The organism is Mucilaginibacter sp. AK015 (assembly GCF_014200785.1).
Lineage (GTDB): Bacteria > Bacteroidota > Bacteroidia > Sphingobacteriales > Sphingobacteriaceae > Mucilaginibacter.
On record NZ_JACHCV010000004.1, the window covers coordinates 433,495 to 448,228 of the forward strand.

A 14,734-nucleotide genomic window follows, 5' to 3' on the forward strand; every position below is an offset into this window, starting at 1 on the left:
GCAGCCGTTTGCACCAAATTGTAATTGTTTTAGTTTTGAAGCAAAATTCCCATATGCCGCGCATCAACCCCAAATATATCCGCATTGCAGGTATAACTGTTCTAATTATAGTAGTTATTATGCTTATAGGCGGATATGTTGCCTATTCTAAACGCGAGGTATTACTTCAAAAAGCTATTTACAAAGCTAAATCAAAAGCAAAAAGGGATTATAATTTAGATGTAAAAATAGGGTCGGCGCGTTTTACGGGGCTTAGCACTGTTGATTTTTCTGACATCAGCGTCGTCCCTTATCAGCGTGACAGCCTGCTTGCAGTCAAGAAATTTGTGGTGAGCGTCAAGATCTTCCCGCTGATATTTGGCAACATTAAACTGGCTGATGTGGTTTTGCAGGACGGCCGTCTTAATTTAACCAGCATCAAGGGGGTTAAGAACTTTGATTTCCTGTTTAAAAAGAAAAAGGATACTACCAACACCGGCAACCGGGTAGACCTGGCCGAATTATCAAACAACCTGATTAACGAAGTGCTTTACAAAATACCGGACAACCTGTCGTTGCATAACTTTTTAACAAGCTATACTGATGACAGCACCCGCGTAAAAATGCTTACGCAAACCGCCATTATTAAGGATGGTAAGCTGGCATCCACCATAAAAGTTGATGATGGCGCGGCCACCTGGCATGTTGACGGCATTATGCAACCATCAGACAAGCAGATAGATGTGCACCTGTACGCCGAAGGTAAAAAGGTGGAGCTGCCCTTTATCGAGAAAAAGTATAAGCTGAAGCTAAATTTCGATACCATTAGCACCAGGCTAAGCAACGTTAAGCACAGCGATGGCGAAACAAAAATATATGGTTCGTGGAGTGTGCGCAACCTTTTATTGAACCATCCCGGTTTATCGGTAAGCGATATCATCGTACCAAACGGATCAATTGACGCCAATGTATTTGTGGGCAAAAATTACATATCGCTTGATAGCTCCTCGGTTATCCACCTAAAAAAACTTACGGCTAACCCCTACGCCAAATACACGCTTAACCCGGTTAAGATATACGAGCTAAAGGTTAAAACAGGCTGGCAAAACGCGCAGGATGTATTTGATTCGTTCCCTACCGGGATGTTCGAGTCGCTGGAAGGCATAAAGGTAACAGGGAAGTTAAATTATAACCTTAACTTGTTTTTGAACTGGGCGCATATTGATGATATGGTTTTTAATTCGGGCCTGCAAAAGGATAAGGATTTCAGGATACTTAAATATGGCAAGGCCGACCTGGGCAAGCTGAATAAAACATTTGTTTATACCCCATACGAAAACGGCAAGCCAATGCCGCCGCACACCATTGGCCCGGGCAGCCCGGATTTTGTTCCCTTGCAGCAGATATCGCCAAACCTGCGCAACGCCGTAATGACTGCCGAAGACCCGTCATTTTATACTAACCGGGGCTTTGTCGACGAGTCTATCCGCAAGTCGTTTATTACCGATATCAAAGAAAAGAAGTTTAAGCGCGGAGGCAGCACCATATCCATGCAGCTTATCAAAAATTCATTCTTAAGCCGCAATAAAACACTGTCGCGCAAGATCGAGGAAATACTGATCGTGTGGTTGATAGAGAACAACCGCATTATGAGCAAGAACCGCATGCTCGAGGTTTACTTCAATATTATTGAGTGGGGGCGCGGTATTTATGGTATACGCGAGGCTGCCAGGTATTATTTTGGCAAATCGCCGTCAGAGCTTACTATTGGCGAAAGTATTTACCTGGCCAGCATAGTGCCAAACCCCAAAGCAGGGCTATACGCGTTTCAGCCAGATGGTACTTTACGGCAGGGACTGCATGGATATTTTAACCTGATAGGCCGGCTGATGGCGGGGCGCGGCTATATACAGCGCGATACCAATGCTTATGGCTTTTACAATGTGCGGTTGCGCGAAGGCTTGCGCAGGGAAGCGCCGGCAGATACCCTGGTGGCCGATAGCCTGATACAGCAAACCGGCGACGATGATGCCACCATAGGCGTGGCCCCTGTATTTGAAGAGCCTAAGCATCCGAACTTTTTTCAGCGTCTTTTTGGTAAGAAGGACACCGCCGCTGCCAAAATGGAAAAGAAAATTGAAGAAACAAACGACGCTATTAAAGCGCGCCTTAAGCTGGAGATTGAAAAGGTAAAAGCCGATTATAAAAACCGTATAGCTAACGTAGACACGGCCGGCAAAACCAAAAAGGAAATTAAAGCGGAGAAAAAGCGCCTGAAGGACGAAGGCAAGGAAAAGGAACGCGAACTAAAAGACCGGATGCCTTAGCATGCACGAACAGTTTACCATCGATCTCTCCGGCCGGTTTTCCCTTCCGGAAACTGAGGGAGACCTGATGGAGATGCTTGGTTATCTTTTTGCCCCTGCGCAAAGTGCGCTAACCGATTTTATATCGGCTTTGCAGTACGAAAATAAAACCAAATTTGGGCCATCACAAATAAGCAACCTGCGCTTTTACCCCGTGATGTATGAGCCGGCCACGGTAACAGGGCGCATTCGTGTAGTTTACGATATGCAACTAACCTTTGGCTGCGAAGACGCTGTTAAAGACCATCTTAACCAACATTCTTACTATAATTTCAAATTTAACCCCTCAAAATCCTGCCTTCATTTTGAAAGCGATGTGCCGGAAGCCCCTTCTGCCGCAGAAGAGTTTTGACCACGAAACCCTACTTGTTCAGTAGTATTTACACGGCAGTGACCAATTTAAATGTTTAAACATGTATGTTTGTACTTGTAATATTTAAATGAGAAGACCATGTCATTAGTAGATAAATTAAACTGGCGTTATGCCACAAAAAAATTCGACAGCTCAAAAAAACTAGCCGCCGATAAATTGCAAAATATATTAGATGCTGTACAATTAGCACCGTCATCAATAGGGCTGCAGCATTACCGTGTATTGGTAGTTGAGGACGCGAGCATCCGCGAAAAATTAAAATTAGCAGGCTATGGGCAATCGCAAATAACAGATGCATCACAGGTAATTGTTTTTGCTGCCGAAACCAATATCGATGAAGCATTCGGTAGAAAATATATTGATAACGTAGCCACAACGCGCGGGGTGCCGCGCGAAACGCTGGCCGGTTTTGAAAGTATGGTATTAAATACTATTAACGCCCGCACACCGGCGGAGCTGTTGGTTTGGGCTCAAAAACAAGCTTATATTGCCCTGGGCGTATTGGTTACCGCTGCTGCCGAACAGGATATTGACGTGTGCCCAATGGAAGGTTTTGACCCGGCCGGTTTTGACGAGGTGCTGGGGCTTAAAGAAAAAGGGCTTACCGCCACCGTTATAGCAACTATTGGTTACCGTGCCCAGGATGATAAGATGAGTAATGCAGCCAAGGTACGCAGGCCCGCAGAAGAGTTTTTTATACACATCTGAGCTTAAGGGCCGGGCGTGTTGATGGTACAGGCACAGGGGCACTCCTTGTGCCTTTTTTAATTTTGCTTAAAACTTAATTTAAAATTTTTAACCAATTGTTAATTTCGGCATAGCCTTTGTATAAACCTCTGAAACAAATGGCCATGCCTAAGAAAATATTGATAGTTGACGATAATGAACTGATAGTTGAGGTGATGAGCTACATATTGATCAATAATGGTTATGATGTAATGTCGTTGAACGATGGCGATCATTTGATTGAAAAAGTAAAAAGTATTCATCCCGACCTGTTGATATTGGATGCTATTATGCCGGGGATGGATGGCCGCGAAATATGTAAGATGTTAAAGGATAATTTGGAAACCAAAAGCCTGCCTGTTATCATTTGTTCGGCCGAAGACGGTATTGAGGAAGTACTTAAACAAAACGGCGCGCCAAATGACATTTTACATAAGCCGTTTGATATGGCCGCGTTGATAGATAAAGTAGGGTACCAACTGGCCGCATGACCCTGAATAGTTTTAAATTTTCAAATAAAAGTTAATAATTCCCGTTATGAATTATCTTTACCACCCGGAAAAAGATAAGAGATATGGGATTACCGCTACGAATAACTTTTAACGACCAGGACTACATTTACCAGATAGTAAACAGTAACCTGATCAATCAGAATACTGTGGAACTTGAACTGCTGCTCAACGGCGAAAAACTGCAGCTGATTAAAGAAAAAACCATCTGGATACAAAAGGAAGGCGACCAAACCCTCGATCCCCAGCTGATACAGGCGCTTGGCCGCTCGGTATCATTACGGCTGCGGATGTAATAATGCAATTTACACTCCAACCCTGATCCCGGCAGATTCCAACCCGTCATTGCGAGCGATAGCGTGGCAATCTCGACAATCCTCGACACGCAAGTCACCAGCCTTTTCTATCGCAGATTGCTGCGCACCTCGCAAAGACGGATCGGCCAACTCTCCAACCGTCATTGCGAGCGATAGCGTGGCAATCTTCGACATGCAAGTCGGCTACCGTTTTATCGAAGATTGCTTCGTACCTCGCAAAGACGGGGTAGGCCACACTTAACCGTCATTGCGAGCGAAGCGTGGCAATCCTCGACATGCAAGTCGCCGGCCTTTCTATCGCAGAATGCTTCGTGCCTCGCAATGACGAGCCCCAAGTTTACTATCTATATACAAGTCGCCTGAATTCTTTATTTTGCAACATGATCATGCAAAGAGGTGGCTGTGTATATATAATTACAAACAAAGAGCATTCTGTGTTTTATACCGGAGTGACTTCGGATCTCATCTGCCGTGTCTGGGAACATAAAAACAAAAGATATCCAAACAGCTTTTCAGCTAAATACAATTGTAATAAGTTGGTTTATTATTTACCCTACCTACATATAGAGGAGGCAATAGCGGCAGAAAAACAAATTAAAAGCGGAAGCAGACAAGCTAAAATCAATTTGATAAATGCATTAAACCCTCAATGGCGTGATTTACACGATGATTTGTTAAAAGAGGGAAATTAACCGTCATTGCGAGCGATAGCGTCGCAATCTTCGACATGCAAGTCGGCTACCGTTCTATGGAAGATTGCTTCGTGCCTCGCAAAGACGGATCGGCCAACTCTCCAACCGTCATTGCGAGTGATAGCATGGCAATCCTCGACACGCAAGCCGGCTACCTTTTATCGAAGATTGCTTCGTACCTCGCAATGACGGTAGAATTAAATCCCACACTAAAACATACTCGTTTGCTTCCCGCCCTTTGGGGTGAACAACGAATAGTCGTAAGGCGGCATTTCGCGGCCCGCCATAAAGCGGACGCAGGCCATGCGGTACAGTTGATGTATCGATTGCGCAACGTGCCCCTCGCCGCTCATACGGCGGCCAAAATCGCTGTCGTTCAGCCGGCCGTCGTGGCAGGCCTTGATCATATTCAATACCTTCTCGGCCCGGTCAGGGAACGCTTTGTATACCCAGTCAGTAAATATCTCGGCAATTGAGCCGTTAAGGCGTACAATGGTAAACCCGGCCGATACCGCACCCCTATCGGCAGCCGCTTTAATAATGTCGGGTATCTCGTTACTGTTTAAACCGGGGATAATCGGGGCCACCATCACCCTGCAGGGGATGCCCTTTTCGGTCAGCTTTTGAATAACCGCCAGCCTGCTCATCCCTGTTACAGTGCGCGGCTCCAGTTTTTGGCGTAGCGATTCATTTAACGTTGTGATAGATACGTTTACATGGGCCAGGTTCATGCGGGCCAACTCGCTTAACAGGTCTATGTCCCGCAGGATAACATTGTTTTTGGTAATAATGCTTACCGGGTTGCGGTAGCGTAAAAAAATCTCCAACATCGCGCGGGTAATTTTAAGTTTCCGCTCGATGGGCTGATAGCAATCCGTGTTTCCTGATAACATAATGCACACCGGTTCATAACCCTTTTTGTTCAGGTATTTTTCCAGCAGTTCGGGCGCGTTTCGCTTTACAATGATCTTCCTTTCAAAATCGAGCCCGGCGCTAAAGCCATAATATTCGTGGCTGTTGCGGGCGTAGCAATATATGCAGCCATGCTCGCATCCCTGGTAAGGGTTAATGGAGTACATGTTACTTAGGTCGGGGCTGTTTGATGCGCTTACTATCTTTTTGGGGTTCTCTTCAAAAAGCTGGGTATGGGTGTTCTCAAGCAATTGTTCATCAAGCCCCTCAATATGCTCCAGCACATACTTGTTTTTTAAAAACTTGTTGTGGGTGTTTACCTGCGCCCCGCGCCCCTTAAAAAACTCAGGATTATCCTCATGCGACATGGAAACAAATTTGCTAATAATTTTAGCAAATTACAATTCAATCATGTTGTTTTTAATAGCGTAAAGTACCAGGCCAACACGGCTTTTTATTTGTAGTTTTTCAAAAAGCTGGTCACGGTAACCGTCAACCGTACGGGCGCTGATGCACATCTGGTCGGCAATTTCTTTGTAGGTGAGCTCGGTGCTGGCAAGCTTTAAAAATTCAATTTCCCGGCTGTTAAGCTTAACCTGTTCGGTTTGTTTATTAAAGGTTTGCACCAGGTGGCGGGTCACAAAGTCGGGGTAATAAATTTCGCCCTGCGATACTTTTTTAAGGGCCTGCTCAAACTCGTGGGGTTCCGCATCTTTAAGCAGGTATCCTTTAACCCCCATTTTAACCATGGCCAGCACCTTTTCGGCATCCTCAAACATCGATAAAATGATCACGCATATATCCGGAAAAGTATCCCGCAGCCATTGCGCGGTACTAATGCCATCCATAACAGGCATATTAATATCCAGCAAAATAATATCGGGCTTAAACTTTGGTGATATTTTACGCGTCAGCTCTTCGCCGTTACCGGCTTCAAAAAGTATTTTATAACCGGTAAAGCTGTTAATTAACGATACAATCCCGCTCCTGAAAAGGCGGTGATCATCAACCAGCGCTATGGTAGTCTCCGTTGGCATGTGTATGTTGTGTAAGGGGGTCAATGCTAATTTTAATACAACAACCCTTGCCTGGTGCGCTGTCAATAACAGCAGCGGCACCAATTAAGGCAGCCCTGTTCACAATGTTTTTAAGCCCCGAGCCGCCGTTTGGCAGTTCTGCGGCTAAAAACCCCACGCCGTTGTCCTGAATGGTTAAGTTAAACAAATGGTCAAAATAATCCAAACTGATCTTTAACTGTTTCGCGCCCGAGTGTTTAAGGGCGTTATTTAATGCTTCCTGAAAAATGCGGAACAACACCAGCTCGCGCTGTTCGCCAAGGCCTTGCGCGTTACCGCCAATAGCCAGGTCAATTTTAATAATGCCGCTTTTATTGATGCGGCCGGCCTCTATCTCGATTGTTTTTACCAGGCCCAGCTGCACAATATGGTCATAGCTAAGGCTTTTTGACAGGTCGCGCAGGTCGTTTATTACCTGGGCTATCAGGTTACGGCTTTCATCTATCTTTACACTTACCTGCTCGTGTGTAGCTTTTGCGGGCATGGCCAGGTTAAGCTTTACAAACGATAGCACCTGGGTAACGTTATCATGTATCTCGCGACTGATGTAATTAAGCGTTTGCTCCTGCATTTCCACCTGCGTTTTTAATAACTCCTGCTGAAAACGTGATTCGAGCAGCGCTTTTTCTTCAATATGCTTTTTTTTGCGTTGGTTATACAAGTTTACATATAGCACTAAAAAAGTGGGTGCCAGTAAAAATATAATGGTAGCAATAAGTATTATCTCTTTGATATCGGCGTTTGCCATTTTTTACAGATAAAAGAATAACTCCAGCAGCTATATAGTATAATATTAAGTGCGAAATAAATATAGGTAGTTAAATAAACCTTGGAGGTTATTAAAATAACCGATAATTTATAATAAAACAAGCTACATATAATGCTGCCAAAACTGAAGAACAATATTCCGGTAACCCACCAAAAACCCGCCGAATATCTTAAATTGACATAGGTATCGTCCCTTAATAAATTATAATAATAATACAGGCTAAATGTTATAAATTGTATTGATAAAACCATGTTAGTCAATGTGTTGTATTCATAAAGCCCATGATTAAACAACTCGTAAAAATACAGCAGGGTTGTCAAAGCAAGCCCGCTGTAAATGAGGGGCTTGCTTTTAATGTAATTACCTATCAGATATTTAAAATGAAGGCTGATAAATAGCGCCTGAAAAATCAAAAGCAAATTGTATAACCAAGAGTTAGGCAAATTGTGCTCCCTATCTTGCATATATATCATCTTTAAATATTTCCCACCTATCTCTGTAAGGCAAATAATAAAAAGAAACGGTATCATGCTTAACCAGGGCCTGCCAGCCTTTTTGTTTAACGAAAACAGCGCAATTATCAGGCACAGCACTTCTACTGTGATGTTAACGGTAATGTATTTAAACATAACGCTATTCTGGTTTCGGCCAGGTTACACCGTTACAATTTGTTGGGCATTGTTCGCCATTGTCAAGGTCTCTGAAGCGCGAACTGCAAGTATAGTAATCCTCATGGATGCCGCTATTGCTGCCTGATGTTTTGGTTGTTGTTATTACAAAACCGTGCGTGTTTTTTCTGGGGTTTGTATTACGCGCATAATAAATACGTATGCCGTCGGCGCCGTCGGTACTATCCAGTTCCTTACATAAGTTATCAAGCAGCCCAATATCAAACCATTCGCTGGTAGTTACAAACTTATCATTAGTAAAATTTTTAACCCTGGCGGCCGCTTCGCTGCAGCTTAAGTAATGGTCATAGCTGGCATTGCAATTATCATTGATTGGGCAATTTGGGCTACGGTCGTATAAAGTAGCGCCATTCCCGGTTGTGTAATTTACAACCCCGATCGCGTCTGGTGTTTTTAAAAACGGATCTGAGTGTTCAAAATAATCTTGGTGGGTAGTCCCTATTTCCCGTGTGGAAACAATCGCTATATTATGGCCATTTGAATGTTTTGCAAAATAGATCCGTATACCATCAGCTCCTTCTTTCTCGAGCATCTTTTTAATGGTATTAACATAAGCTTTGCTAAACCAAATGCTTGTGGCGCTTTTATATACACTGGGATTATTGATAAAATCGCTTACGTAAACATCGGCTTTTGTTAATGATAAGCCGTTTAAAGTTATTAGTTCCGGCAATGCAATGGCCCGGCTTCGTATGTGTGTCGAGTCGGCATCCATGGCGGTTTGTGCTTGTAAGGTACTGTCTGTCGGGGTTTTACTGCTGTTGCTGTTACATGCTGTCAGCATTAGAGGAACACAGCTTAATAATAATAGTTTTTTCATTGTTAAATTGCTTAAGATGAGTATATCAATTAGGGTTTGAGATATTTAATTGACCGCTGAAGGTGGGCATAATAATGTAGCCCCAATACTACAGCATGGTGAAGGAGGGGGACATAATTCCCCTTTATTAACAGGATCCGTGAAAAAGGTATAGGCGCTACCATTTGATTCGTTTGTGCTAAATGAATCAAGATGATTACTGGTTTTTACTCCAGTTGAATTTGTAACCACTGATTCTTTACTGCCTACAAGAATAATAGTGTTGTGGTAAGAATAGTCGTCTTCCAAACCAGCCTTAAATGTTTTTTCATCAGCGACATTATCACCATATTTAGCAAAATATATACTGACTCCATCGGCGCTTTCACGCTTTAACTTATTGATAAGTAAATCTAACTTATTTATGTCAAGCCATATGGCGCCAGTATTTGGAATATTTGTCATCCGTTGCTCATTCGCTTCATAATTTTTAACTAACTTTTCTGCTAAATTTACAGGAATAGGTCTCAGCCCAGACATCCCTGACAGGGAGGGGAAAAATGCAAGAGGGTTGCCGCCATTGAAATAATCCCTGTGGTAGTGTAGTTCTAAATCATTCGCCCCATTAACCAAGGAATCCTTTGTGCCGGTAAGAACAATGGTATTTTGATGAGAATATGATTTTTCCAACCCAACTTTGTAGCTTTCTTCATCAATTAAATTATCGCCAAATGTGGCGAAGTACAGCCGTATTCCATCCGCATGGTCATTTTTTAAACGAGAGATAACAACCTCAAGCTTATTCAAGCTAACCCGGATAACGGTGTAGCCTGTGTTGTCTAATACGAACTTTCCATTGTTTGATGCATCAGCACGACCTAAATAATTGCTAATCATTTTTTTTGCCAGATCTAAAGGGATAGGGTCTGGACCCGCTTTTGAAAGTGAGTTAGGATTTTTCCTGGTAACTGGTGTCTTTACGAAAGTGTCTTTACATGAGAAAAACACACATGATAAGATCAAAAGAGCAAGTAATTTTTTCATTGTTTTAAGATTATGGTTGCCCTAAGGTACGTTCTATCAGGGTGTTTTTACATCAGAAGTGATTATTTTTTAAAATAGGCTGTCGAGATTTCTCCGTCATCATTACTTGACATCACCAGTTCGCTGCCGGTCAATTTTTCAACCGTGGCTATATTGGGCTCGCCATCTACAATAAATGTTATCTTATTTCCGGATACGCTCCACTGCGCATAATCGTCATCTACACTATCGTAGGCGGTACCATCTGCTTTAAATTCGAAGTACTCTCCGTCGTTAAAGGTTTCGGTATCGCCACCTTCAACAAATTTTACATACAACCATTTGCCAACAAGCTTATTCTTTGATACCGAAGAGGGCTGGTCGCCGCCGTCGTCGGTTTTTTTACTGCACCCGGTAAAAGCTACCGAGCTGCCAACCAACAATAGTGCAATAAGTAATAGTTTTTTCATCGCTGTCATGATTAATAATTTAAGGGTGATTTGTTGAGTGCTAAGTTATTTCGGCCCTGGTACCGGCCGCCCCGTGTTTTCACGGTATTTACACAGCATAAACACAGTGCAGGTTGGGTGTTATGCGCGTTGATGCGCGATGGATGCGAACGGAGATTTGTATTCAAGCAATTGCATTGATTGTGGCCGGTAAAGCCGAAAACGGAACAGAGTAGGCAACACTAATTAATAACATGAAAAACCTTAACTTTTCAAAACTCTTGTTTATCCCCCTTGTATGTATGGGCATCAGCGCAAGCGCGCAAAACACCCTTACAGGTGCCGGTGATGTTGCAGTGGCTGCAAATGCGCCGGTTACACAAACTGCCGCTAAGGGGCCGCTTGCTGCCTCAAAATTATTTGAACCGGCAGCCGCATTTAAAAACGTTACCGCTGCCGATGGCTCTGCCTCAACCTTCTCAATTGGTTTAGAGCCTGAGGCTATCCTACCGATCGGCGATTTCAAAACTTTTGTGTCAGCGGGTGCCGGCCTCAACTTAAAAGGCCTTTATCATTTAAGCGACGCAGGCGCAGTAACCGCTACCGTTGGCTACAATTACTTTTTGCCTAAAGAAGACGCAGACTTTAAATACTCGGGCATCCCTGTAAAGATCGGCTACCTGGCTAAGCTTGGCGATATGTTTTTTGTTGAGCCGCAGGTGGGGCTTTACAGCATGCGCGTATCTGACGATGACGACAACTCTGCAAGCAACACCAATTTACTGTTAGCGGCCAAAGTAGGCCTTAACGTTGGCGAAAAATCGCACCTGGGGGTTGGTTACAACTACATAAAGGCAGACGGCGGCTCAACTTCTTTTATAAACCTCAGCTACCTGTTCACTTTCTAATAAATAATCATATTAACTAAATAAATCAAACCATGAAACTCTTCAAAAGAAACATTTTTATTAAAAGCCTGCTGCTTGTATTGGTGGTTGCGTTTTTAGGCAGCTGTAAAAAAGACGATGGCGGCACCGGCGACATCGCCAGCGCCAGCGGTAAGTTCAGCGTTAAAGGAACCGAATACAGCGGCCCATGCCAGGCTATCCCCGCAACAAGCGGCGTATCGGGAAATTTAGATGCCATTATCGCTTCAAGCACCGGCGCATCGTTCATTGTTTACAATATACCAACCGGCAGCAGTGGCACAAGCAATGTTGTCGAGATCGATTCGGACGTGCCGTTTTCATCACAATTGTATGCTATATGCACGGTTAACAGCAGTACCATATATTCATCAACAGGCGGTACGGTAACCAAAACCGGCTCAAACTCCTACAAGTTTTCAGTAAACATGGTAGACCTTACAACCAACGAAACAGTTACCGTTACCGGTTCGGGCAAGTATTGAAATTTAACCTTATCACACAATTTGCAACGGCGCATGTTTACCATAACATGCGCCGTTTTTTTCAATGCTTACTTTATAAACCGGTATCATACCTGGCCAACAGGTTCTCGTCAAGACCCAATAAAACGAGGGTAAACAAAGCGCTTAGCGCCCTTTATAAAAACATCATTGATAACCCCGGCAAAAAAGGGTTGGTAATACCGTTTGATGTATCAACGGATAAGTTCATTCTCCTGTCTGACCAGCATAAAGGGGCAAGGGATGGCGCCGACATGTTCGCCAGATCTGCCGGGAATTACCTGGCAGCGCTTGACCATTACTTTGCCGAAAATTTTATTTATATAAACCTGGGCGATAGCGAAGAACTTTGGGAGAATTTGTTTGTGACCGTTAAGCGCCACAATAAAGCCACCTTTGAAAAGGAAAAGCTATTTATTGAGGACGACCGCTTTGTAAAGATCTTTGGAAACCATGATCTGTACTGGGGTAACGACCCTTTGGCACCCGTAAGCCTGATGCAGATATATGGCCGGGCTATACGTGTTTATGAAGGCGCGTTGCTGCAAACCACGGTTAACAATAAGCCATTAGAAATATTTATGACCCACGGGCACCAGGGCGATCTGCAAAGCGATGGCAACTGGTTTAGCAAGTGGTTTGTATCAGATGTTTGGGGGCCTTTGCAAGGGTTTATGCGGATAAACCCCAATACCCCCGCCTTTAACAACCAATTAAAAACCGACCATAACCGTATCATGTACGAATGGAGCAGCCAGCGCAATAACATGCTGCTGATTACAGGGCATACCCATCAGCCGGTTTTCAGGTCATTAACCGAGCTGGAAAATCTCTACATTCGCCTTGATAGCGCTAAGCAGACGAATGACACAGCTAAGATTATTGAACTTGAACGAAAGATCACCGGCCTGCATCTGCAGGGCAACACCCCGCCCGATTTTAACGGCTACCTTGATACCTATTTCAATACCGGCTGCTGCTGCTTTAACGACGGCGATATCACCGGGATAGAGATAGCCGATGGCTTCATCCGGCTTATTAAATGGACAAGCCACAAAAAGATAAGCCAACGGGTTGTGTTGGAAGAGTGCCGGTTAGATGAGTTAAAGGCAGGAGGATAGACCACGTGTCATGGTGAGCCTGTCGAACCATTATCAAGGCGTACAGGTCTTCGACAGGCTCAGACTGACAATCCCATACGTGTCATAATGAAATTGTCGAACCATTAACAAGGCGTACAGGTCTTCGACAGGCTCAGACTGACAAGCTCCGCGTGTCATAGTGATCTTGTCGAACAATTAGCAAGTCGTACAGGTCTTCGACAGGCTCAGACTGACAATCCACACGGATCACCGTGATCTTGTAAAACCATCAACAGGTCGTACAGGTCTTCGACAGGCTCAGACTGACATGCCCAGTACGTGTCATGGTGAGCTTGTCGAACCATTATCAAGGCGTACAGTCTTCGACAGGCTCAGGCTGACAAGCTCCGCGTGTCATAGTGAAATTGTCGAACCATTAGCAATTCGCACAAGTCTTCGACAGGCTCAGACTGACATGCCCCGTGTCATGGTGAGCTTGTCGAACCATTAGCCGACTTTGCTAATTCAGGAAGAAGTTCCCATTTTCCTTTTATAATGGCCTCTTTTTTGGCTCTTCGCCATCCCTTAACTTGTTTTTCAAATGCGATCGCCTGATTAATATCGGGAAAGACTTCGTTAAACACCAATTTAAGGGGTCGACGTTTAAAAGTATAACAGGTTGGATTCTCTCCCGCATCATGCTCAATCAGCCTTCGTTCAATGTTATTGGTTACCCCGGTATAATAAGAGCCATCTCTGCATAGTAGAATATAAACATGGTAATGATTCATCATTTATATGTGAAATAGGTAGAGATTCAACCCCGCATGCCATGGTGAGCCTGTCGAACCCTTAACAATTCGTACAGGTCTTCAATAAGTTCAAACCGCTAACGAATTTATTACCCGTCCAACAAAAAAACAAACAACTCTTTAGGGCCGTGGGCGCCAAGTACCAATGTTTTTTCGATGTCGGCAGTGCGGCTTGGGCCGGTAACGTGGGTAATCATGGATGGTATACGGGGGCCGTACTTTTCTTTAAGCAGTTTAAACCCGTCCTTCAGATCGAGCACCAGCTGAGAGGTATAAGCGAGTACAATATGCACCGGAGGGTAAATACTTAAACGCCTGCCCGCGGCGTTGGCGTTTGACAGCAATATGGTGCCATTACGGGCTATTAATGCCTCGCAAAGGGTAAAGCCAACTTCAGCCTGTTCAAAATCCTTATCGGTTTCAAAAAAAGGGTATTCGTAGGTGCTAAGCACCTGCTGAAGCGCGGGTTCCCAGCAGTATATTTTGTGCCATTTGCGCTCTTCGGCAAGCTCTAATAAATTTTCAATGAATTGTACCTCGTCCTCGCAATACACAAACTGACCGCTTATAGCGGTAAATTCTTCAGCAAAAAGAACTTCCAGCATCTCCTCGTTGGCCGGATACATGGGTAGCTCTTCCAGGTTTGGGTAGGGGTTATCACGTTTTTCTAAAAGCGCCTTGCGCACTTTTTTCAGCAGCTTTTCTTTAGATGTGGTAATATCCCTCATGTTA

Annotated in this window: 17 protein-coding genes; 9 read left to right on the top strand and 8 right to left on the bottom strand. The window is 44.0% G+C overall.

Annotation, left to right across the window (positions count from 1 at the left end):
- Nucleotides 1-53: 53 nt before the first annotated feature.
- The 6 genes from HDC91_RS16875 to HDC91_RS16900 all read left to right on the top strand — a co-directional run bounded on the left by HDC91_RS16875 (nt 54) and on the right by HDC91_RS16900 (nt 4,962).
- A complete protein-coding gene (locus HDC91_RS16875; RefSeq protein WP_183554158.1) occupies nt 54-2,306 on the top strand; it encodes a biosynthetic peptidoglycan transglycosylase in 2,253 nt (750 codons plus the stop codon).
- Between the two features lies 1 nt (nt 2,307).
- Entirely contained in the window at nt 2,308-2,697 is a 390-nt protein-coding gene (locus HDC91_RS16880) for a hypothetical protein (RefSeq protein WP_183554160.1), read from the top strand.
- A gap of 99 nt (nt 2,698-2,796) precedes the next feature.
- Nucleotides 2,797-3,426 carry an NAD(P)H-dependent oxidoreductase gene (locus tag HDC91_RS16885; protein ID WP_183554162.1) on the top strand — a complete coding sequence of 210 codons (630 nt, stop codon included), beginning with the start codon at nt 2,797-2,799 and terminating at the stop codon, nt 3,424-3,426.
- 143 nt (nt 3,427-3,569) lie between these two features.
- Nucleotides 3,570-3,935 carry a PleD family two-component system response regulator gene (locus HDC91_RS16890; protein ID WP_183554164.1) on the top strand — a complete coding sequence of 122 codons (366 nt, stop codon included), beginning with the start codon at nt 3,570-3,572 and terminating at the stop codon, nt 3,933-3,935.
- Nucleotides 3,936-4,018: 83 nt separating this feature from the next.
- Nucleotides 4,019-4,249: a hypothetical protein gene (locus HDC91_RS16895; RefSeq protein WP_183554166.1), complete on the top strand. Its 231-nt coding sequence runs from the start codon at nt 4,019-4,021 to the stop codon at nt 4,247-4,249.
- Nucleotides 4,250-4,650: 401 nt separating this feature from the next.
- Entirely contained in the window at nt 4,651-4,962 is a 312-nt protein-coding gene (locus tag HDC91_RS16900; protein ID WP_255476768.1) for a GIY-YIG nuclease family protein, read from the top strand.
- Between the two features lie 209 nt (nt 4,963-5,171).
- On the opposite strand, the gene HDC91_RS16905 is transcribed toward HDC91_RS16900, so the two are convergent.
- From HDC91_RS16905 to HDC91_RS16930, 6 genes are all read right to left on the bottom strand, one after another.
- Nucleotides 5,172-6,242 (bottom strand): PA0069 family radical SAM protein, encoded by a 1,071-nt coding sequence (locus HDC91_RS16905; protein ID WP_162430083.1) that lies wholly within the window; start codon nt 6,240-6,242, stop codon nt 5,172-5,174.
- Nucleotides 6,243-6,272: 30 nt separating this feature from the next.
- Complete coding sequence (locus HDC91_RS16910) at nt 6,273-6,911, bottom strand: response regulator transcription factor (protein ID WP_183554168.1); 639 nt, start codon at nt 6,909-6,911, stop codon at nt 6,273-6,275.
- Nucleotides 6,880-7,698, bottom strand: a complete 819-nt coding sequence (locus HDC91_RS16915) for a sensor histidine kinase (RefSeq protein ID WP_183554169.1) — start codon at nt 7,696-7,698, stop codon at nt 6,880-6,882. Before HDC91_RS16915 ends, HDC91_RS16910 begins: the two co-directional genes overlap by 32 nt.
- 654 nt (nt 7,699-8,352) lie before the next feature.
- Nucleotides 8,353-9,228 carry a hypothetical protein gene (locus HDC91_RS16920; RefSeq protein WP_183554171.1) on the bottom strand — a complete coding sequence of 292 codons (876 nt, stop codon included), beginning with the start codon at nt 9,226-9,228 and terminating at the stop codon, nt 8,353-8,355.
- Nucleotides 9,229-9,273: 45 nt separating this feature from the next.
- Nucleotides 9,274-10,251 carry a hypothetical protein gene (locus tag HDC91_RS16925; RefSeq protein ID WP_183554173.1) on the bottom strand — a complete coding sequence of 326 codons (978 nt, stop codon included), beginning with the start codon at nt 10,249-10,251 and terminating at the stop codon, nt 9,274-9,276.
- 62 nt (nt 10,252-10,313) lie between these two features.
- Nucleotides 10,314-10,700, bottom strand: a complete 387-nt coding sequence (locus HDC91_RS16930) for a lipocalin family protein (RefSeq protein ID WP_162430088.1) — start codon at nt 10,698-10,700, stop codon at nt 10,314-10,316.
- A gap of 233 nt (nt 10,701-10,933) precedes the next feature.
- Between HDC91_RS16930 and HDC91_RS16935 the strand changes: the two genes are divergently transcribed.
- Genes HDC91_RS16935 through HDC91_RS16945 form a run of 3 tightly spaced genes read left to right on the top strand, consistent with a single transcriptional unit; the run spans nt 10,934 to nt 13,229 of the window.
- Nucleotides 10,934-11,587, top strand: a complete 654-nt coding sequence (locus tag HDC91_RS16935) for a hypothetical protein (protein ID WP_183554175.1) — start codon at nt 10,934-10,936, stop codon at nt 11,585-11,587.
- 32 nt (nt 11,588-11,619) lie between these two features.
- The gene (locus HDC91_RS16940; protein WP_183554177.1) at nt 11,620-12,090 is read left to right on the top strand and encodes a hypothetical protein; all 471 of its coding nucleotides are present in this window, start codon (nt 11,620-11,622) and stop codon (nt 12,088-12,090) included.
- Nucleotides 12,091-12,137: 47 nt separating this feature from the next.
- A complete protein-coding gene (locus tag HDC91_RS16945) occupies nt 12,138-13,229 on the top strand; it encodes a metallophosphoesterase (RefSeq protein ID WP_183554347.1) in 1,092 nt (363 codons plus the stop codon).
- A gap of 446 nt (nt 13,230-13,675) precedes the next feature.
- On the opposite strand, the gene HDC91_RS16950 is transcribed toward HDC91_RS16945, so the two are convergent.
- A complete protein-coding gene (locus HDC91_RS16950; RefSeq protein WP_255476769.1) occupies nt 13,676-13,984 on the bottom strand; it encodes a GIY-YIG nuclease family protein in 309 nt (102 codons plus the stop codon).
- Nucleotides 13,985-14,091: 107 nt separating this feature from the next.
- A complete protein-coding gene (locus tag HDC91_RS16955) occupies nt 14,092-14,730 on the bottom strand; it encodes a lactate utilization protein (RefSeq protein WP_183554179.1) in 639 nt (212 codons plus the stop codon).
- Nucleotides 14,731-14,734 lie beyond the last annotated feature (4 nt).